The organism is Burkholderia ubonensis, from assembly GCF_902833085.1.
GTDB lineage: Bacteria > Pseudomonadota > Gammaproteobacteria > Burkholderiales > Burkholderiaceae > Burkholderia > Burkholderia ubonensis.
Genome location: NZ_CADFEB010000002.1, coordinates 643,839 through 663,022, shown reverse-complemented (window position 1 = coordinate 663,022; position 19,184 = coordinate 643,839). Strand labels below are relative to the sequence as shown.

Annotated in this window: 17 protein-coding genes; 4 read left to right on the top strand and 13 right to left on the bottom strand. The window is 68.7% G+C overall.

Features of this window, described 5'->3' with window-relative positions:
• Positions 1–57: 57 nt before the first annotated feature.
• Together HWX31_RS07045 and HWX31_RS07040 are read right to left on the bottom strand one after the other, a co-directional pair.
• On the bottom strand, positions 58–1,698 hold the full coding sequence (locus tag HWX31_RS07045) for a ShlB/FhaC/HecB family hemolysin secretion/activation protein (RefSeq protein ID WP_174965923.1): 1,641 nt from the start codon (positions 1,696–1,698) through the stop codon (positions 58–60).
• Positions 1,699–2,032: 334 nt separating this feature from the next.
• Complete coding sequence (locus HWX31_RS07040; protein ID WP_425129504.1) at positions 2,033–3,301, bottom strand: YbfB/YjiJ family MFS transporter; 1,269 nt, start codon at positions 3,299–3,301, stop codon at positions 2,033–2,035.
• A 114-nt stretch (positions 3,302–3,415) separates the two neighbouring features.
• On the opposite strand from HWX31_RS07040, the gene HWX31_RS07035 reads away from it, so the two are divergent.
• Complete coding sequence (locus HWX31_RS07035; protein ID WP_174965915.1) at positions 3,416–4,327, top strand: LysR family transcriptional regulator; 912 nt, start codon at positions 3,416–3,418, stop codon at positions 4,325–4,327.
• A 141-nt stretch (positions 4,328–4,468) separates the two neighbouring features.
• Here the strand turns inward: HWX31_RS07035 and alaS are convergent, their stop codons facing one another.
• On the bottom strand, positions 4,469–7,093 hold the full coding sequence (gene alaS / locus HWX31_RS07030) for an alanine--tRNA ligase (protein ID WP_059614230.1): 2,625 nt from the start codon (positions 7,091–7,093) through the stop codon (positions 4,469–4,471).
• Positions 7,094–7,401: 308 nt separating this feature from the next.
• Here alaS and HWX31_RS07025 point away from each other — a divergent pair, with 308 nt between their 5' ends.
• Positions 7,402–8,622, top strand: coding sequence for a CaiB/BaiF CoA transferase family protein (locus HWX31_RS07025; RefSeq protein WP_174965916.1), 1,221 nt, complete (start codon positions 7,402–7,404; stop codon positions 8,620–8,622).
• Between the two features lie 42 nt (positions 8,623–8,664).
• Here the strand turns inward: HWX31_RS07025 and HWX31_RS07020 are convergent, their stop codons facing one another.
• From HWX31_RS07020 to HWX31_RS07005, 4 genes are all read right to left on the bottom strand, one after another.
• A complete protein-coding gene (locus HWX31_RS07020) occupies positions 8,665–9,246 on the bottom strand; it encodes a hypothetical protein (protein ID WP_244143670.1) in 582 nt (193 codons plus the stop codon).
• Entirely contained in the window at positions 9,243–9,671 is a 429-nt protein-coding gene (locus tag HWX31_RS07015; protein WP_174965917.1) for a L,D-transpeptidase, read from the bottom strand. Before HWX31_RS07015 ends, HWX31_RS07020 begins: the two co-directional genes overlap by 4 nt.
• A 211-nt stretch (positions 9,672–9,882) precedes the next feature.
• Complete coding sequence (locus HWX31_RS07010) at positions 9,883–10,437, bottom strand: RBBP9/YdeN family alpha/beta hydrolase (protein ID WP_174965918.1); 555 nt, start codon at positions 10,435–10,437, stop codon at positions 9,883–9,885.
• Positions 10,438–10,609: 172 nt separating this feature from the next.
• Positions 10,610–10,816 carry an ornithine acetyltransferase gene (locus HWX31_RS07005; RefSeq protein ID WP_059616161.1) on the bottom strand — a complete coding sequence of 69 codons (207 nt, stop codon included), beginning with the start codon at positions 10,814–10,816 and terminating at the stop codon, positions 10,610–10,612.
• 268 nt (positions 10,817–11,084) lie between these two features.
• Between HWX31_RS07005 and HWX31_RS07000 the strand changes: the two genes are divergently transcribed.
• Positions 11,085–12,794 (top strand): glutamine--tRNA ligase/YqeY domain fusion protein, encoded by a 1,710-nt coding sequence (locus tag HWX31_RS07000; protein ID WP_174965919.1) that lies wholly within the window; start codon positions 11,085–11,087, stop codon positions 12,792–12,794.
• Positions 12,795–12,893: 99 nt separating this feature from the next.
• Here HWX31_RS07000 and HWX31_RS06995 read toward each other — a convergent pair whose 3' ends face one another.
• From HWX31_RS06995 to HWX31_RS06985, 3 genes are all read right to left on the bottom strand, one after another.
• A complete protein-coding gene (locus HWX31_RS06995; protein WP_174965920.1) occupies positions 12,894–13,364 on the bottom strand; it encodes an NUDIX hydrolase in 471 nt (156 codons plus the stop codon).
• Positions 13,365–13,375: 11 nt separating this feature from the next.
• On the bottom strand, positions 13,376–13,762 hold the full coding sequence (locus tag HWX31_RS06990; RefSeq protein WP_174965921.1) for a hypothetical protein: 387 nt from the start codon (positions 13,760–13,762) through the stop codon (positions 13,376–13,378).
• Positions 13,763–13,863: 101 nt separating this feature from the next.
• Complete coding sequence (locus tag HWX31_RS06985) at positions 13,864–15,216, bottom strand: cytochrome-c peroxidase (RefSeq protein WP_175933885.1); 1,353 nt, start codon at positions 15,214–15,216, stop codon at positions 13,864–13,866.
• A 221-nt stretch (positions 15,217–15,437) separates the two neighbouring features.
• On the opposite strand from HWX31_RS06985, the gene HWX31_RS06980 reads away from it, so the two are divergent.
• Positions 15,438–17,024: an acid phosphatase gene (locus HWX31_RS06980; protein ID WP_174966130.1), complete on the top strand. Its 1,587-nt coding sequence runs from the start codon at positions 15,438–15,440 to the stop codon at positions 17,022–17,024.
• Between the two features lie 92 nt (positions 17,025–17,116).
• Here the strand turns inward: HWX31_RS06980 and HWX31_RS06975 are convergent, their stop codons facing one another.
• The 3 genes from HWX31_RS06975 to bcsG are packed head-to-tail and all read right to left on the bottom strand — an operon-like array spanning position 17,117 to position 19,167.
• Complete coding sequence (locus HWX31_RS06975) at positions 17,117–17,425, bottom strand: hypothetical protein (protein ID WP_174966131.1); 309 nt, start codon at positions 17,423–17,425, stop codon at positions 17,117–17,119.
• Positions 17,426–17,428: 3 nt separating this feature from the next.
• Entirely contained in the window at positions 17,429–17,623 is a 195-nt protein-coding gene (locus tag HWX31_RS06970) for a hypothetical protein (RefSeq protein WP_174966132.1), read from the bottom strand.
• Complete coding sequence (gene bcsG / locus HWX31_RS06965) at positions 17,605–19,167, bottom strand: cellulose biosynthesis protein BcsG (RefSeq protein ID WP_174966133.1); 1,563 nt, start codon at positions 19,165–19,167, stop codon at positions 17,605–17,607. Before bcsG ends, HWX31_RS06970 begins: the two co-directional genes overlap by 19 nt.
• Between the last annotated feature and the right edge of the window lie 17 nt (positions 19,168–19,184).

The following is a 19,184-nucleotide window of genomic DNA, read 5'->3' as shown; positions in this document are numbered from 1 at the left end:
AATCCTCTTCATTTGGTTTTTGAACACCCGCACAAGACGGGCGACGATCACGCACGCTCAGAAATACTGAGCGGCCTGAACCCATAAGCTCGGCGCGCGGGTCGGCGAATCGCCTCCGCTGCCGAGCGGCAATGCGGCCGTCAGCGTCACCTGCCGGCTCGTGCCGAACCAGCTCGCGCCGAACCCCGCCGACTGCATGCGTTGCTTGTTCCGTTCACGCGTCCACGGATGCCGGTTGAGCTGCACGTGGCCCGCGTCGACGAACGTGCTGACCTGCCATCCCGGCGCGACGAGATAACGCAGCTCCGCGCTGGCCTGCCAGCCCTGATCGCCGCTGCCCGCGCCGAGCGCGTAGGCGCGCACGCCGTACGGGCCGCCGAGGCTGAATTTCTCCGACGCATCGAGATTGCGCGACGCAAGCTGCGCGCTGACCTGCGCGTACACCTGGAACCGGCTGCCCACGGCCTGAATGCGCTGCAGGTTCAGGTTCAGCTTCGTGAAGCTGCCGATCGCGTTCGTCATCTCGTTCGCTCCCAACGCATCGTTGCTGCGCAAGCGCCCGACGCCGAACATCACCGAGAAACCGTTGCGTCCGCCGCCCAGCCAGCCGTCCTGGCTGTTCCCGCTGAGCCCGAAAGTCCACAGGCCGACGTTCTTGTCGTTGCGCAACGAAAAGACGCTGTATTCGTCATGCAGGTTCTTGTTCTCGTACTGAATCTGGGCCGTGAGGCCCGCGTTGCGCGCACGCACGATCGGCTGCGCGACGTACACGGTCTGCACGCTCGCGCGCCCGCTCGCGTCGAGATCGGAAAAGTCCCCGGCGAGCCGGTAGTGCAGCGACGAATACGCGACCCCGACCCGCGTCGACGCCGGCCCGACCGGCACCTGATAGGCGGCGCGGTAATAGCGTTGCCGTTCGTTGCTGACGAGCCCGCGCAGGCTCAGGCGATCGCCGAGCCGCAGCGGCGCATTGACGTCGACGCTGCCGCCGATGCGGTAGCGCCCCGTCGACGCGTCGCCGAAGTTGTCGAATTCGAGCGACCCGGAGGCAGGCGCCGCGCGCCGGGCCTCGACGACGAGATCGGTGGTGCCGGGCGCGTCGCCGGGGCGCAACGTGCCGCGCGCGCCGACGCCCGCCAGATCGTCGAGCAGCAGCAGGCTGCGCTCGAGACTGGAGCCACGGACGACGTCGCCCGGATGCAGTGCCGCGAGCGGCTGGCGCAGCACGGCGTCGAATACGCGGGAATGGTTCTGGATTTCGATGCGGCCGTAGCGCCCTTCGGCGACTTCGATGCGCACGACGCCGTCGTCGATCTCCTGCTTCGGCAGATAGGCACGTGCGAGCACGTAGCCGCGCGCGCGATAGAAGGCGGAGATCCGCTCGGCCGCGCGCTGAAGATCGGCGAAGCCCAGCGCATCGCCGGCCAGATCGGCGACGAGTGCCTGCAGCGTTGCGCTGTCGAATACGGTATTGCCGCCGATCTCGAACCTGCTCACGAAAATACGCGGCCCGGTTTCGGCAGGCGTCTGCGCGGCGCTGCCGGACGGCACGATCTCGAGGTCGGGCGCGGCTTCCGGCGGCAGGTTCGGCCGGGACGTTTCGATGTCGCGCATCGCCGCACCAGCGTTCGGCGCCTGCGCATACGCGTGCCCGGACAGGCTCGCGGCGCCCGTTCCCCACAGCAGCGACAGGCACATCGCGCGGCCGACGCCCGCGGCCGCGCGCCGCAACCGCATGCCGCTGGCTTCGATCACCTCGGCACACTCACCGGCCGCGCGAGGACCTGCCACAGGAAAACGGTCGATGTCGTCACGGCAACGGACGACGATTCTGATTGGTTCTACCAACATTGCGTCACAGCACCCGAAGTCGAGCTGCCGGGCACTCGCCGGCAGTCAAATGATCCGGGGCATATTACAGATCGAAAGCCAGTGTGTATGTAGAGCAGGTACGAAATTCGCGCAGCATTTTTTCGTTCAAATAGAGACGCGTATCAACCGGCGCGAACAGAAACATCGCAATCCTATTGATTTATCCTGTTCGATGCCGGCGTACGACGGCGATCGTCGCAAAGCCCGCCGCCCCGGCCAGCAGCACCGCGGCCGCGAGCCATAGTACCGGCGTGAACGACGCGTACCGCGCGACCAGCGGCGCCGCGACGAGCGGCCCCAGGATCTGCCCGACGCCGTACGACGCGGTCGCATAGCCCATCAGCCCCGCCGCGCGCTCGCCGTGCAGGCGCCGCGCCTCGCGCATCGCGAACAGCGTGATCGCGGTAAACGGCAGGCCGAGCAGCGCGCTGCCGACCGAGAAGCCGGCCGCGCTTGGCCATGCGATGCCGGCCGCGATGCCGAGCGCCTGCGTCGCGCAGCCGAGCGCGAGCAGTAGCCGGTTGTCCCAGTGCGCGGGCAGGCGCGCGGCCGCCAGCGCGCCGACGATCAGCGCCGCGCCGAACATCGGCCAGAACAGGTCGGGCCACGGCGAGCCGGCCGGCAGCGCCGCGCGTGCGATCACCGGAAGGAACGTCGCCGTGATGATGTAGCCGAAGCCCGGCGCCCCGTACAGCACGACGAGCCACGCGGCGTCCGCGCGATGGCCGCGCGCGGCGGCCGGCTGGGCAACGGCCGCTGCAGGCGGCACGGCGCCGCCGGGCGATGGCCCGCCCGCCGCCGACGTCGCGACGAACGTGCGCCAGATCGCGACCGACAGCACGGCCGACAACGCCGCGAAGCCCAGCCAGCCCGGCGCCGCGCGATGGCCGGCCAGCGCGCTGCCGATCAGCCCCGTCAGCACGATGCCGACGCCGGGCCCCGTGTAGATCACCCCGCTCCATTGCGGCGCGTGAAGTTCGGCCAGCCGACGCAGCCCCCATTGCGACACGAACACGAACGTCCATGCGCTGACGACGCCGGCGATGAAGCGCACCGCGAGCCACACGGGCAGCAGATGGCCGACGCCCATCGCGGCGGTGAGCAGCACGGTCGCCGCGAGCCCGAGGCGGACCATCCGCGCGGGCGCGACGCGCACCGCCGCGCAACTGACCGCGCCGACGAAGTAACCCGCGTAGTTCGCCGACGCGAGCCAGCTGCCGGCCTTCAGGCCGATCGAGCCGTCGGCGAGCATCAGCGGCAGCAGCGGCGTGAACGCGAAGCGGCCGACGCCGAGCGCGACCGCCAGCCCGATCATGCACGCGAGCGCGGCCGTGCGGGCGCGACGGTCGGCGTCGTGTGCCGGGCGCGCGTGCGTAGCGGCAAACGGGGGGACGGAATGCGGGTCGGAACGGGGTATGGGCGGCGACATGGCTGGGCGACGGGGCGGCGGCCGAAACGGAGACTGGAATGCTTCGATCCTAGCTTGACCAACCATTCTCTAAAAATGAATAATTTAGAATCTATTCATCACTTGGAGAGAATCATGGACCTGGCGGCGCTGGCGATTTTCCGGGCCGTCGTCCGCGAGAACGGCGTGACGCGCGCGGCGGCGAAGCTCAATCGCGTGCAGTCGAACGTCACGACGCGGATCAAGCAGCTCGAGGAGGAACTGGGCGCGGCGCTGTTCGTGCGCGACGGCCGGCGGCTCGTGCTGACGCCCGCGGGCGAGACGCTGCTGCCGTACGCGGAGCGCCTGCTCGCGCTCGCGGACGAGGCGCGCCACGCGGTGCGCGAGGACCGGCCGCGCGGCCGGCTGCGGCTCGGCACGATGGAGAGCACGGCCGCGAGCCGGCTGCCCGCCGTGCTTGCCCGCTATCACCATGCGTGGCCCGACGTGTCGCTCGAGCTCGTGACGGGCACGACGGGCTGGCTGATCGAGAAAGTGCGCGAATTCGAGATCGACGCGGCGCTGTTCGCACGCCCGCCCGAGCCGGGCGCGCTGCCCGACACGCTCGCCACGGTGCCCGTGTTTCGCGAGGACCTGTTGCTGCTGACGCCGCGCGGCCATCCGCCCGTGCGCACGCCGCGCGACGTGATCCTGCCGACGCTGGTCGCGTTCGAGCGCGGCTGCGCATACCGAAAATACGCGGAGCAATGGTATGCGGCGCACGGGACGAAGCCGGCGCGCGTGCTCGAACTCGGCTCGTACCACGCGATCGTCGCGTGCGTCGCGGCCGGCGCGGGCGTCGCGGTCGCGCCACGGTCGGTGCTTGACCTGCAGCCCGAGACCGGCAACGTCGCCGTGCATGCGATTCCCGAACTGGAGGGAATCGACACGCTGCTCGCGTGGCGGCAAGGCTATGCGTCGGCGGCGCTCGCCGAACTGCGCGACGCGCTCGAGCAGGCGGCGCGGCCGGCCGGCGTGACCGGACCGCGGGTGGCGCTGCCGGCCTGAGGCGGCCGGGAACCGCCTGTCGCCCTGCGCTCGCGCCGTAAACACAAGACGGCCCGACCGGCGAATGCCGATCGGGCCGTCTCATGCGATTCCGTCAACGGCAACGCGCCGCCCGCTCGGGCGCCGCGCCGCTCACGACGCTCAGAGCCGCTCTTCCACCCAGCCCTTGACGCCCGCGAGCGCCGCCGGCAGGTTCGCCGGCTCGGTGCCGCCCGCCTGCGCCATGTCCGGACGGCCGCCGCCCTTGCCGCCGACCTGCTGCGCGACGAAGTTCACGAGTTCGCCGGCCTTGACCTTCTTGCTCGCGTCCGCCGTGACGCCCGCGATCAGGCTGACCTTGCCGCCTTCGACCGCCGCGAGCACGATCGCCGCGCTCTTCAGCTTGTCCTTCAGCTTGTCGACCGTTTCGCGCAGCGTCTTCGCATCCGCGCCGTCGAGCGTCGCGGCCAGCACGTGCACGCCGCCGACTTCGACCGCCTGCAGCGCGAGCTCGTCGCCCTGGCTCGATGCGAGCTTCGACTTCAGCGCGCCCAGTTCCTTCTCGAGCGACTTCACCTGATCCTGAACCTGCGCAATGCGCTGCGTCAGCTCCGACGGCTGCGCCTTCAGCGCGGCCGCCGCTTCGTTCACGCGGGCGTCGAGATCCTGCACGTAGCGCACCGCGTTGTCGCCGGTGATCGCCTCGACGCGGCGGATGCCGGCCGCGACGCCGCCTTCGACGACGATCTTGAAGAAGCCGATGTCGCCCGTGCGGCTCACGTGCGTGCCGCCGCACAGTTCGCGCGAGAAGCCGAGGTCGAGCACGCGCACTTCATCGCCGTACTTCTCGCCGAACAGCGCCATCGCGCCGCCCTTCACCGCTTCGTCGTACGGCATCACGCGCACGATGCCCGGCGCGTTCGCGAGGATTTCGTCGTTGACGATCCGCTCGACGCGACGGATTTCGTCGTCGGTCAGCGGCGCGTTGTGCGCGAAGTCGAAACGGGTCTTGTCCGCGTCGACGAGCGAGCCCTTCTGCTGCACGTGCGAGCCGAGCACCTCGCGCAACGCCTTGTGCATCAGGTGGGTGGCCGAGTGGTTGCGTTGGGTGCGCGCGCGGCGGTGCGCGTCGATCTCGGCGCGCAGCACGTCGCCGACCTTGAGTGTGCCCTGCTCCAGCGTGCCGTGGTGGCCGATCACGTCGGCCTGCACCTTCAGCGTGTCGCCGACCGCGAAGCGCGTCGACGCATTCGCGAGCACGCCCTGGTCGCCGACCTGGCCGCCCGATTCCGCGTAAAACGGCGTGTGGTCGAGCACGACCACCGCATCCTGGCCGGTCTTCACTTCGTTGACGGACGAGCCGTCGACGTACAGCGCGACGACCTTCGCGTCGTCGAACGCGATCTCTTCGTAGCCGTGGAAGGTCGTCTTCGCGCCCGTGTATTCGAGGCCCTGCGCGGCCTTGAACTTGCCGGCCGCGCGCGCCTGCTCACGCTGGCGCGCCATCGCGTCGTCGAACGCCGGCTCGTCGACCGTCATGCCGCGCTCGCGGCACACGTCGGCCGTCAGGTCCAGCGGGAAGCCGTAGGTGTCGTGCAGCTTGAACGCGAGTTCGCCGTCGAGCACCTTGCCGCCCTTCGCTTCGACTTCGGCGAGCGCGGCCTCGAGGATCGACATCCCGTGCTCGATCGTCTCGAAGAAGCGTTCTTCTTCCTGGCGCAGCACGTCGGTCACGCGCTGCTCGGCTTCCTTCAGCTCCGGATACGCGGCGCCCATCTCGGCGACGAGATCGGCCACCAGCTTGTGGAAGAACGAGCCCTTGCGGCCGAGCTTGTAGCCGTGGCGGATCGCGCGGCGCACGATCCGGCGCAGCACGTAGCCGCGGCCTTCGTTGCCGGGGATCACGCCGTCGACGATCAGGAACGAGCACGCGCGGATGTGATCGGCGATCACCTTCAGCGAGTTGTTGGTGAGGTCGCCGATCTCGGTCACGCGCGCGGCGGCCTTGATCAGGTTCTGGAACAGGTCGATCTCGTAGTTGCTGTGCACGTGCTGCAGCACCGCGGCGAGACGCTCGAGGCCCATGCCGGTGTCGACGGACTGCTTCGGCAGGCGCGTCATGTTGCCCTGCGCGTCGCGATTGAACTGCATGAACACGAGGTTCCAGATCTCGATGTAGCGGTCGCCGTCTTCCTCGGCCGACCCCGGCGGGCCGCCCCACACGTCCGGGCCGTGGTCGTAGAAGATTTCCGTGCACGGGCCGCACGGGCCCGTGTCGCCCATCGTCCAGAAGTTATCCGACGCGTAGCGCGCGCCCTTGTTGTCGCCGATGCGGATGATCCGCTCGGTCGGCACGCCGACTTCCTTCGCCCAGATGTCGTACGCCTCGTCGTCTTCCTGGTAGACGGTGACCCACAGCTTTTCCTTCGGCAGCTGGTAGACCGTGGTCAGCAGCTCCCACGCGAACTTGATCGCGTCGTGCTTGAAGTAGTCGCCGAACGAGAAGTTGCCGAGCATCTCGAAGAACGTGTGGTGGCGCGCCGTGTAGCCGACGTTCTCGAGGTCGTTGTGCTTGCCGCCCGCGCGCACGCTGCGCTGCGCCGTCGTGGCGCGCGAATACGGGCGCGGGTCCGTGCCGAGAAAGACGTCCTTGAACTGGACCATGCCCGAATTCGTGAACATCAGCGTGGGGTCGTTACCGGGCACGAGGCTCGACGAGCGGACGATCGTGTGGCCCTTCGATTCGAAGAATTTGAGAAATTTCTCGCGGATTTCGGCAGCTTTCATGGCGTGCGGGGACGGTCTGGCTAAGACGCTTCAAACGCCGGCGACCCTTGCGGGCGCACGGCGGCAGGTTTCTGAAACGATCGATTATACGGGATAGATCCGGGTGCGCGGCCGGTGGGCCCGGGCAGCGCTCGTTTCGTCAGACTTGAACCCGTTTTCAGCCCGCTTCGGGCTGCATTTGTCCGATTCCGCCCCGATCGCGGGGTTGCCGGGCCACGCGCGCGCGATTCGCCTTAAGATGCTCGCCATGCCGCTCGCCTCGTCCGCGCCGCGCGGCACGGCCAAGTCAACAAGGAGACGAATCGACGATGGGTGCCCTGAGCCATATCCGCGTGCTGGACCTGACCCGCGTGCTCGCGGGCCCATGGTGCGCGCAGACGCTTGCCGACTTCGGCGCCGACGTGATCAAGGTCGAGCGCCCGGGCGCCGGCGACGACACGCGCCACTGGGGGCCGCCGTACCTGAAGGACGCGAACGGCGCGGACACCGCCGAAGCCGCGTACTACCTTGCTGCGAACCGCAACAAGCGTTCGGTGACCGTCGACATCGCGACGCCCGAAGGCCAGCAGATCGTGCGCGAGCTCGCCGCGCAGAGCGACGTCGTGCTCGAGAACTACAAGGTCGGCCAGCTGAAGAAATACGGGCTCGATTACGACTCGCTGCGCGCTGTGAAGCCGGACCTGATCTATTGCTCGGTCACGGGTTTCGGCCAGACGGGCCCGTACGCGCACCGCGCGGGCTACGACTTCATCATCCAGGGGATCGGCGGCTTCATGAGCATCACCGGTGAGCGCGACGGCGAGCCGGGCGGCGGCCCGCAGAAAGCCGGCGTCGCGATCGCCGATCTCGCCACGGGCCTCTATTCGACGATCGCCGTGCTCGCCGCGCTCGCGCACCGCGACCGCACGGGCGAAGGCCAGTACATCGACATGGCGCTGCTCGACGTGCAGGTCGCGCTGCTCGCGAACATGAACACCAACTTCCTCGCGAGCGGCAAGCCGCCGGTGCGCTGGGGCAACGCGCATCCGAACATCGTGCCGTACCAGACGTTCCAGACGAGCGACGGCTGGATCATCGTCGCGGTCGGTAACGACGGGCAGTTCCGCAAGTTCGTCGAGGCCGGCGGCCGCCCCGAGCTGGCCGACGACGAACGGTTCGCGACCAACCCGTCGCGCGTGCGCCATCGCGACACGCTGGTGCCGATCCTCGCGGAGATGGTGAAGGCGCGCGGCAAGGCCGACTGGATCGGCGCGCTGGAAGCGGCCGGCGTGCCGTGCGGGCCGATCAACGAACTCGACGAGGTGTTCGACAACGAGCAGGTGCTCGCGCGCGGCATGCAGGTGTCGCTGCCGCATCCGTGCGGCGCGGACGTGAAGCTCGTGCGCAATCCGATCCGGATGAGCGCGACGCCGCCCGATGCGCGCACGGCCCCGCCGCTGCTCGGCGCGCAGACGGAAGACGTGCTGCGCGACATGCTCGGCTACGACGATGTGCGGATCGCGGCGTTGAAGGCGAAGCAGGCGATTTGAGCGGCGCGGCGGCGGGCCGGAACGGGGGCGCCCGCCGTCCGGTCAGCGCCGGGCCAGCGTATCGCAGCCGCCGGCCAGCGCCGCAAGCGCCGCGCGCGTTGGCGAACGCACGAGCGCCGCGTAACCACCGTGCCCGGCCGACAGACTATCGACGGTGACGGCGACCGCGTCCGAATCCGCCGCGGCCAGGAAGACGAGCGACGGCGGCGGCTCGGCCGCGATGCGATCACGGATGTCCAGTCGCCCGACCTGCCGTGGAAATTCGCGCGCGAGGTCGGCCAGATCGACCTGTCGTTGCGCGACGATCGTCGAAAGGGACTCAAGATGCGCGGCCAGATCCGCCGACGCCACGCATTGCCGGGGGGCACGACCGTCAGCATAAGTCACCTGCACGGCGAACCGCGCCGCCGGCTGTGAGCGCTGCGCGGTCAGTGTCAGCGCGGCGGTCGTATAGGTCAGCGCCATCACCTCGTCGGGCAGCACGCTGAGCAAGTCGGTGCCGGGATCGATCCGTATGGGGCTGTCGGTCCAGTCGGCGAGGCTGCGCCAGCCGAAGCCGGCGAGCACACCGACCAGCATCGCCAGACACGGGATCGCGAATCGCGTTGCCGATGCGATCTTCACGATACCTGCGCCACGGTTCCCCTCGGAGCCCACTCGTACAGTCGTTTCGCATCAGCCTCGGCCAGGCGTACGCAGCCGTGCGATCCGAACCAGTCGCTGACGGTATTGCGCGCCATTCTCACAAGCGACAGCGGCATCGGCCCGTGGTACTGGTGAAGCGCTTTGCCGTCTCCCGTGAAGAACATCGCGTAATCCATTTGCACGTTATAGGCACGACTGCGATAAGTCGGGTATTTCTGCATGATGCGGAAGGCACCACGATCGGTCGGATGCTCACTGTCTCCAGTCACACAATCGAAGCGGAACACCCTCGCTGCCCCTTCAAACGCTTCCACGCGCTGATTCGAGAGGTCGACGACGATTCTTTTCGCCGCCGACGATTTTTTTCCACCGACCTGCTGATTCCGCCTTGCGCCGCTCGACATGGCCCCCTCCTTCCGATCGAATTGAACAGGCCGTCACTGTACCGGCCTGGCCGATCACAAAGTCATGGGGTTCGCCACAAAGTGCAGTCGATTGCGCGTCGCGCCCACGACAATCGTACGGGCAGCAAGGCTCACAGCGCGCCGCGACGCATCACATGAAATTCGCGCTTGGTTAAAAAACGTGTCCGATTCGATGAACCACGACCGGCGGTCAGTCAGTCGTCCCCATCGCATCGAGCCAGCCGCGCGCTTGCGGCCAGTCGCCGAGCCCGCTGTCCGCGTTGATGTGGCCGCGCGGGCCGAGGTCATGGAACGTGCTGCCCCACGCGTTCGCGCAGCCGCGTGCGAACGCGAGCGAGCCGTACGGATCGTCGCTGCTCGCGACCACGCAAGTCGGAAACGGCAACCGTTCGTGCGGCACGGGGCCGAAGCCGTGCGCGTCGGCCGGAAACGCCGGCCCGACGGGATCGGGCAGCGCGACGAGCAGCGCGCCGCGCACTTTCTCGAGCGCGGCCGGCCGCGCATAGCGCGTCGCCCACCATGCGGTAGTCAGCGTGCCGAGGCTGTGCGCGGCGATCGTGACCGGGCCCGGCGCGGCTTCTACCGCCCGGTCGAGCGCGAGACACCAGCCGTTGCGGAACGCACGGTCCCAGTCGGGCATCGCGACGCGCACGAAACGCGGATCGGCCCGCTCCCAGCGGCTTTGCCAGTGGAGCGGGCCGGAGTTGCCGTAGCCCGGCAGCACGAAAACGAGAGCATCGTTCATGAAGAATTCGTCGACGGGGAATGTCGTTATATGACGTCGACGAAGTGTCGCACACCCGCTCCTCCCTGAGGCTGCCTGTCGAATCGCGGAATGGATGTGCGGTGGATCGATCGGTCGCGACGCGTCACGGACACCGTCGCGACCGGCCGGCGCTCATGCGCGCCGGCTGCGATCAGCGCACGCCGGCGCCGACCAGGCCGCCGGCCGCCGCGCCGGCAACCGTGCCGACCGGGCCGCCGGTGATCAGGTAGCCGAGCGCGCCGCCCGCGGCCGCGCCGATGCCGGCATTGCGCTGCGTGTGCGTCATCGCGCACGCGCCGAGCTGGGACAGGGCCGCGACGATCACCGCGGTGCGAACGATAAAGGTGGTTTTCTTCATGGTTGTTCAGTTCCTCCCGCCTCGCGGACGACGCTGCGGCGGCATTGAATCGGTGCTGTGATCATAGGAAACGCCGAATCCCGCGGGCAATCCGATTTACGTCGTGTTACAGCAGACACAATGTCGAGATAATGCGCGGCCGCGCCGCCCGCGCGCGACGTCTACGCGCAACGCGCACGGGCCGAACCCCGCTCAGGTAGAATTACAAGATTAAGCAAGATTAAACCGGCGGCGCGGCGCGCGCCGATCCAAACCTGACTCTATCCGCATGAGCACCGAACGCAACGACGCCCCCGCGGCCTCCAATTTCATCCGCAACATCATCGACGACGACAACCGCACGGGCAAATGGGCCGGCCGCGTCGAAACCCGCTTCCCGCCGGAGCCGAACGGCTACCTGCACATCGGTCACGCGAAGAGCATCTGCCTGAACTTCAGCGTCGCGCGCGACTACGGCGGCGTGTGCCACCTGCGCTTCGACGACACGAACCCGGAAAAGGAAAGCGTCGAATACGTCGACTCGATCGTCGACGCGGTGCGCTGGCTCGGCTTCGACTGGCGCAAGGACGCGGTCGACCACCAGTACTTCGCGAGCGACTACTACGACAAGCTCTACGAATTCGCCGAGCTGCTGATCAAGCGCGGCAAGGCGTACGTCGACAGCCAGAGCGCGGAAGAGATGCGCGCGAACCGCGGCTCGCTGACCGAAGGCGGCAAGCCGTCGCCGTTCCGCGAGCGCACGCCCGACGAGAACCTCGACCTGTTCCGCCGGATGAAGGCCGGCGAGTTCCAGGAAGGCGAGCACGTGCTGCGCGCGAAGATCGACATGGCTTCGCCGAACATGAACATGCGCGACCCGGTGATCTACCGGATCCGCTACGCGCACCACTACCGCACCGGCGACACGTGGTGCGTGTATCCGATGTACGACTACACGCACTGCATCTCGGACGCACTCGAAGGCATCACGCACTCGCTGTGCACGCTCGAATTCGAGGATCACCGCCCGCTGTACGACTGGGTGCTGAACGAGCTGGCCGACGCCGGCGTGTTCACCCGCCCGCTGCCGCAGCAGATCGAATTCTCGCGGCTGAACCTCACGTACGCGATCACCAGCAAGCGCAAGCTGCTGCAGCTCGTGACCGAAGGCCACGTCGACGGCTGGGACGATCCGCGGATGCCGACGATCGTCGGCGTGCGCCGCCGCGGCTTCACGCCGGAGAGCATCCAGCTGTTCTGCGAGCGGATCGGCGTGACCAAGGTCGATTCGTGGATCGACATGAGCGTGTTCGAAGGCGCGCTGCGCGACGACCTCGACGCCAAGGCGGCGCGCACGGTCGCGGTGCTCGATCCGCTGAAGCTCGTGATCGACAACTACCCGGAAGACCTGGAAGAAGCGTGCACGGCGCCCGTGCATCCGCATCATCCGGAGCGCGGCCTGCGCACGTTCCCGATCTCGCGCGAGCTGTGGATCGAGCGCGAGGACTTCGTCGAGACGCCGCCGAAGGGCTATTTCCGCCTGTTCCCGGGCAACACGGTGCGGCTGCGCTACGGCTACGTGGTCGAATGCACGGGCTTCGACAAGGATGCCGACGGCAACGTGACGGCCGTGCACTGCAACTACTTCCCGGACAGCAAGTCGGGCACCGACGGCGCGAACAACTACAAGGTGAAGGGCAACATCCACTGGGTCAGCGCGAAGCATGCGCAGCCGGCCGAAGTGCGGATCTACGACCGCCTGTTCAAGGAGCCGCATCCGGACGCAGGCGGCGCGAACTTCCTCGAGGCGCTGAATCCCGATTCGAAGAAGATCGTGCAGGCGTATGTCGAGCCGGGTGCCGGCGACGTCGCGCCGGAAACGCGTCTGCAGTTCGAGCGCCACGGCTACTTCGTCGCCGATCGCGTCGATTCGAAACCGGGCCACCCCGTGTTCAACCGGATCGTCGGGCTGCGCGACAGCTGGGGCAAGCCGGCCTGACGGTCCGACTGCCCTGCGAGGCGCGGCGCAGTGCCGCCCTCGCGCGATCATCAAAAAACCCGGCTCGCGAGCCGGGTTTTTGTTTGGCCGCCGCCACGCTCACGCGCGCGGCAGGCGCCGGTGCAGCTCCGCGAGCGACAGCGTCGTGCGGAACAGCCGCGCGAGGCTGCGGCTCGCATACGCGTCGACGTCGCCGGGCGCCGTCCAGCGATACGCGTCCATCTCGGGGATCATCGTCCCGTCGCGCCGGCTCGGGAACAGCGACGTGCACACGCAGCGGGCCAGGTCCAGCTCGTCGTCGGCGACGCGCACCGCGAACAGGTGCAGATCCTTTTCCTGGCGGTAGACGAAGCGGCCGAGATCGACGAGCCGCTCCGGTGCAAGCGCGATCCCGGTTTCCTCGAGCAGCTCGCGCAGCGCCGCGTCGATCGGCGATTCGCCGGGTTCGCCCTGCCCTTTCGGGATATCCCAGTGCGTCGTGTCCGTCGCGTGCGCGAGGAACACGCGTCCCGCTGCGTCGAGGATCACGACGCCGCACGACACCGTGCGCGGCGCGCTGCCCGCTCTCATCGGCCCTGCGCTCAGCGCTTCTGCAGCTGCCACTTGCCCGCGGCGGTCTTGCAGTAGACGGGCTTGAGCGTCATCGACTGGCCCTTCGCGGCGATCTCGGTCGCGATCTCGCGGCAGGTCTTGCCGTCCTTGTCCGACGTCGTGGGCGTGAGCTTCGCTTCGAGCGGCGTGCGCCCGCCGCTGTTCTGCCAGGTCGTGGTTTCGCCGTCCTTGCCCTCGTCGCGGGCCTGCTGCACGGCCTTCGTCAGCGACGCGACGTCCGCCTTGCTGAAGTACGTGATCGGCGTGTCGTTCAGGAAACCGAGATTGCTTTGCGCCTGCGCCGGCAGCGCGGCGGCGACACACGCGGCGCCGGCCAGCAGGCGCGCGACGATGGAAAGGGATGCACGCATCGACATGTTGTTCTCCTTGGCTGATCGATCGAACCGCGCGGCGCGACCTTCGTCGCCCCGCGCGTCAGCCAGCGAGGATAGCATGCGTGCCCCGCCGGACGCGCCGCTCAGCGGCTCGCCTGCGTCGCCGCGGCCTGATAGCCGTCGGTCAGCGTGTTCAGGAACGCGATCACGTCCTTGATCTCGGCCTCGTTCAGCGCCGGCTGGTCGCCCGGCTTGCGGTCGAACGGCGGCTCGCGGTTGATGTTGTCCCAGTAGCGCTTCGGCAGGTCGTCGAAGCGCTGCACCTTGCCGTGAACGACCGGATAGAACTTCTCCGGATGGATGTCGCGCTCGACGTAGAACCGCATCACGTCCTCGAGCGAGTGGTAGACGCCGTTGTGGAAGAACGTCTTGCGCGTCGCGACGTTGCGCAGCGACGGCGTGCGGAACAGCCCGCAGAACTCGCCGCGCCCCTTCAGATCGGTGCGCTCCGGCCCGCACGCGCCGAGATCGTAAAAGCGCGGGTCGCGGTTGACGGGCAGCGCGCGGTTGCGCGGCACGCCGATCGCGATCAGCCCGAAATCGCTGAACTGCGGCGGGCCGCCTTCGAGCGTGCGCTGGCTCAGGTGGCAGCTCGCGCAGTTGCCCTTCCTCTCGTCGTTGAACAGCTGCAGCCCGCGCAGCTCGGCGGGCGTGAGCTGCGCCTTGCCCGCCAGGTACGCGTCGTACTTGCTCGTGTACGGATCGAACAGCGCCGGCTGCTGCTGGAACGCGTCGAGCGCGCGCAGCACCGCGTCGAAGGTCGCCTGGTCGTCGGCGAGCACCTTGTCGCCGAACGCCTTGCGGAACGCGTCGACATACGGCGCCGCGCGCACCGCCTTCGCGACCTTCGCAGGCGAGCTGCTCATCTCGAACGGCGACGTGAGCGGAATGCGCGCCTGCGCATCGCGCGTGTCGACGCGGCCGTCCCACGTCAGCCCGCCCGTCGGGCCCGCATCGACGCTTTCGTCGCCCTCGTCGGGCGAATCGTGGAAGTGCTCGCTGAACGGCGGAATGCCGCGCAGGTACTTCAGCGACGGCACCGCGCGGAACCCGGCGCGACGCATGTCGTCGCCGCCGAGCTGCACCGACAGCGCGTTCGGCGGCCCGAACGCATGCTCGGCGCTGTGGCACGACGCGCACGCGAGCTTGCCGGCCCCCGACAGCGACGGATCGAAGAACAGCTGCTTGCCGAGCGCCGTCATCTGCTTCACGCCCTCGAACACCTGCGCGCGCGTCTGCGGCTGGCTGGCCGGCGCGACCGCGGGCGCGGGCGCGGGTGCGGCCTGCGCGGCCTGCGCGGCCGGCACGACCGGCGCGCTCGCGCCGGGCCTTGCATCGCAGCCGGCGAGCGCCGCGAGCCCGGCGGCCAGCGCCAGCGCCGCCGCGGCATGGATCAACGATCGCGCGAACGCGAAGGAGGTCGGATTGCTGTGCATCGTCGTTCTTCTTGTAGCGGTGGAAAGTCGGCCGGAGCTTATGTCAGTTCCGTGACCGTTGCGTGACGTTCCACCGACAGTGAATTGAAAGCGCCCCTACACCCGCCTGTCAAATCGGTTCCAGATAATGCGCGCAGCCGGTCGGCGCCCGGCACCTTTCGCGCCGGCTCCAGTACAACCCGGTTCCCACACGCGACAAACAACGAAAGAGAGAACACTGCATGAAGAAGCACGCCTGGATTCGCTACACGCCGATCGCCCTCGCGGCCGCGCTCAGCCTGACCGCCTGCGGCGGCGACGACGTCACGCAGCAGGGCCTGTCGGCCGTCAAGAACGTCGTCGTGATCTACGCGGAAAACCGCAGCTTCGACAACCTGTACGGCAACTTCCCCGGCGCGAACGGCCTGCAGAACGCCACGGCCGCGAACTCGGTGCAGAAGGATCGCGACGGCTCGACGATGGCGACGCTGCCGAAGGTCTGGGGCGGCCTGACCGCGACCGGCATCACGCCGGCGGTCACCGAGGCGATGACGGCGAACCTGCCGAACGCGCCGTTCGCGATCGACGATCCGAACGGCTTCAACCAGCCGATGAGCATCGCGACGCGCGACATCGTGCACCGCTTCTACCAGGACCAGATGCAGATCAACGGCGGCAAGAACGACATGTACGCCGCGTGGACCGACGCGGGCGGCCTGACGATGGGCCACTACACGCCGGACCCGTCGAAGCTGCCGCTGTGGAAGATCGCGCAGCAGTACGTGCTCGCCGACAACTTCTTCATGGGCGCGTTCGGCGGCTCGTTCCTGAACCACCAGTACCTGATCTGCGCATGCGCGCCGCTCTACGCGAACGCGAACACGAGCCCGGCGGCCGGCAAGATCGCAGTCCTGAACGCGGACGGCAAGTCGCTGGCCGTCGCCGCGAACTCGCCCGCTTCCGCGCTGAGCGGCCCGCCGAAGTTCGTCAACGACGGCGCGCTCACGCCCGACTTCTACGCGGTCAACACGATGCAGCCGCCGTACCAGCCGAGCGGCAACAAGGCGGCCACGGGCGGCGACCCGCTGCTCGCCGACCCGGCCAACGCGTCGACGCTGCCGCCGCAGACGGCGACCAACATCGGCGACCTGCTGACCAACGCGAACGTGTCGTGGGCGTGGTACGGCGGCGCGTGGGGCCAGGCGCTCGCGGCGAGCCAGAGCGGCACGTCGAACGTGATCTACGGCGCCGACCTGTCGACGCCGAACTTCCAGCCGCACCACCAGCCGTTCAACTACTTCGCGAACCAGGCGCCGGGCAGCGCGAACCGCGCGCAGCATTTGCTCGACGGCGGCGCGAACGGCACCACGTTCATCCAGGCGATCGACGCGGGCACGCTGCCGGCGGTGACGTTCTACAAGCCGCAGGGCAACCTGAACGAGCACCCGGGCTACACGGACGTCACGTCGGGCGACCAGCACATCGCCGACGTGATCTCGCACCTGCAGAAGAGCCCGCAGTGGAACAACATGGTCGTGATCGTCACGTACGACGAGAACGGCGGCTTCTGGGATCACGCCGCGCCGCCGACCGGCGACCGCTGGGGCCCGGGCACGCGCATCCCGGCGCTGATCGTGTCGCCGTTCGCGAAGAAGGGCTTCGTCGACCACACGCAGTACGACACGGGCTCGATCCTGCGCTTCATCACGCGCCGCTACGCGCTGCCGCGCCTCGCGGGCCTGCAGCAGCGCGACGACGCGCTGAAGCAGAGCGGCGCGCAGCCGATGGGCGACCTGACCAACGCGCTGCAGCTGTCGCCGAACCTGTAACCGTGCAATCGGCCGGCGCGACGCCGGCCGTTTCGGCAGTCTGGCAAGGGCGGCTTCGGCCGCCCTTCTTCATTTCGGGCGGAGCGGCCCGCTCAAGATCCCTCGCGGCAGATCCTCTCCGGATAGAACTGATTGCCGTCCGGGTCGAAAATGATCCCCGCGCCGTCCGGCAACGCTCGTCCGGCGAAGTTCACGACGCCGTTTTCGTCGGAGACGTCGCGATACAGCATGTCGCCATCGCGCGAGTAGATCGCAAACGGCTTGCCGGGCGCCGACATCACGATGGGCTGCCGAATGCAATGAACCGGCGGGCGCGCTTGCGCGGCCACCGGCAGCGCGAGCACGGCGGCGGCCACGACGCGCAACAGGCGAGCAGGCAGGCAGTGCGGTACGTTCAGCATCGCCTACCCCCGCAACCCCATCAGCTTCGCGAGCGCCGGCCACCGGTCGAGCGCGTCGAGATACGCGCGGCGGGCCTGCTCGTCGACGTAGCGATCCGGATCGAGCGCCGGCAGATGGCGCGCGAGCCCGATCACGTCGTTGGGCTGCGACAGGCGCGCGTCGTCGCCGTCGGGTGTGTTCACTTTTCGTCGATCCATACGCCATCCGGGGTCTTGACCGCGTAGCCCGCGGCCGTCTGCAACGTCACGGTGCCCTCGTTCTCGCCGACCATCCGCGTGCGCGGCAGGTCGGCCGCGTATTGCGCGAGCGTCGCGCCCGGCTTGAACGGGCTGTTCGACACGAGGTTCGACAGCAGCTGCGCGAGCGCGAGGAAGCTCGACGGCTGGTCGATCACGGTCGTCGTGCCGTGGTTGCCCGGGAAGCCGACGAGCCGCACGCCGACCGGCACGTGCACGATGCGCGGCGTCGGGATCTCGCGCAGGCCGGCCACCTGGTTCCTGTCGCCGCGCAGCGCCGCGCCGTGCTCCGGCACGAACACGATCACCGCGCGCCGGCCCGACGACGCGATCAGGTCGGCGAGCCGGTCGAAGTCGTTCATCAGCTTCGTCGCGCGCTGCGGATACGAGTCGATGCTGGTCAGCGAACTGCCGACCACGCGGTTGCCGTCGTGCATGCTGATGGTGTTGTAGTACAGCGCGACCGGCCCCGGCACCGACGCGCGCTGCGCGTACCAGTTCGCGAGCGTCGCGTAGTCGTCCTTGATCGCCGAGCCGTCGAACGCGTGCATCGCGACCGGCGCGCTCGCGTTCGACACCAGCGGCGCATCGGGCACGCCGAGGTTGTCGCGGATCAGCTCCAGGAAGTCGTCGAAGTGGCCGTCGTGGTTCAGCAGCGACTGCGCGGTGTAGCCGGCGCGCGCGAGCTGCGCGAACAGCTGGCACTGCCGCGGCGCGGGCTTGTACAGGTCCGCATGCGCCTCCTGCCCGCAGCTCGCGCGCAGCACGCGGATCGCCGCCGGGCCGCTGTAGCTCGCGGCCGAGCTGAAGTTCGTGAACAGGTAGTCGAAACGGCTCAGCATCGGATGGTTGCGCACCTTCGCCGCGTCGAGGTCGTCCCACGCGAGCGAGCATACGTGCAGCACGATCACGTCGAACTGCGTCGCCGGATCGTTGCCGAGATGGCCGAACGCGGCCTGCCGCTGCGATTCCTGCGCGCGGAACGCGGCGAGCGCCGCGTTGTGGTCCTCCGGCTGGCCGGCGCGCGCCGTGCCGGCCGACGGCGCCTGCGCTTGCGCCTGCGCGTTCGACGCGATGCGCGCGACGAGCCCGTTGCCCGCCTGCCACAGCGGCAGCGCGACGAGCGCGATCAGCACGAAGGTCGCGACGCGCAGCCAGCGGTTGACGACGAAGTACGCGACGAGCGCGCCGGCCACGACGATCAGCAGCATCGGCGGCAGCAGGCGCGGCAGCAGCTCCATCCAGTACTCGAGCCGGAACGTGCTCACCTCGCGCAGCGCGTCGGCGAGCCGCGCGAGCGGCGGCGCGTGCGCCTCGCGCGCGAAGAGCGCCACCGCGATCGCGAGCGCCGCGACCTGACGCACGATGCGCCAGCCGCGCCGCCGGATCGGCGCGCTCGCCGCGAGCGCCAGCGCGAACGCGAGGTTCGCGAGCCACAGCGGCTGCAGGCGATCAGTCGCATACAGCGCGAACTTGAGGATGAAATACAGGTTCCAGAACGTCATCGAGACAACTCCATCGT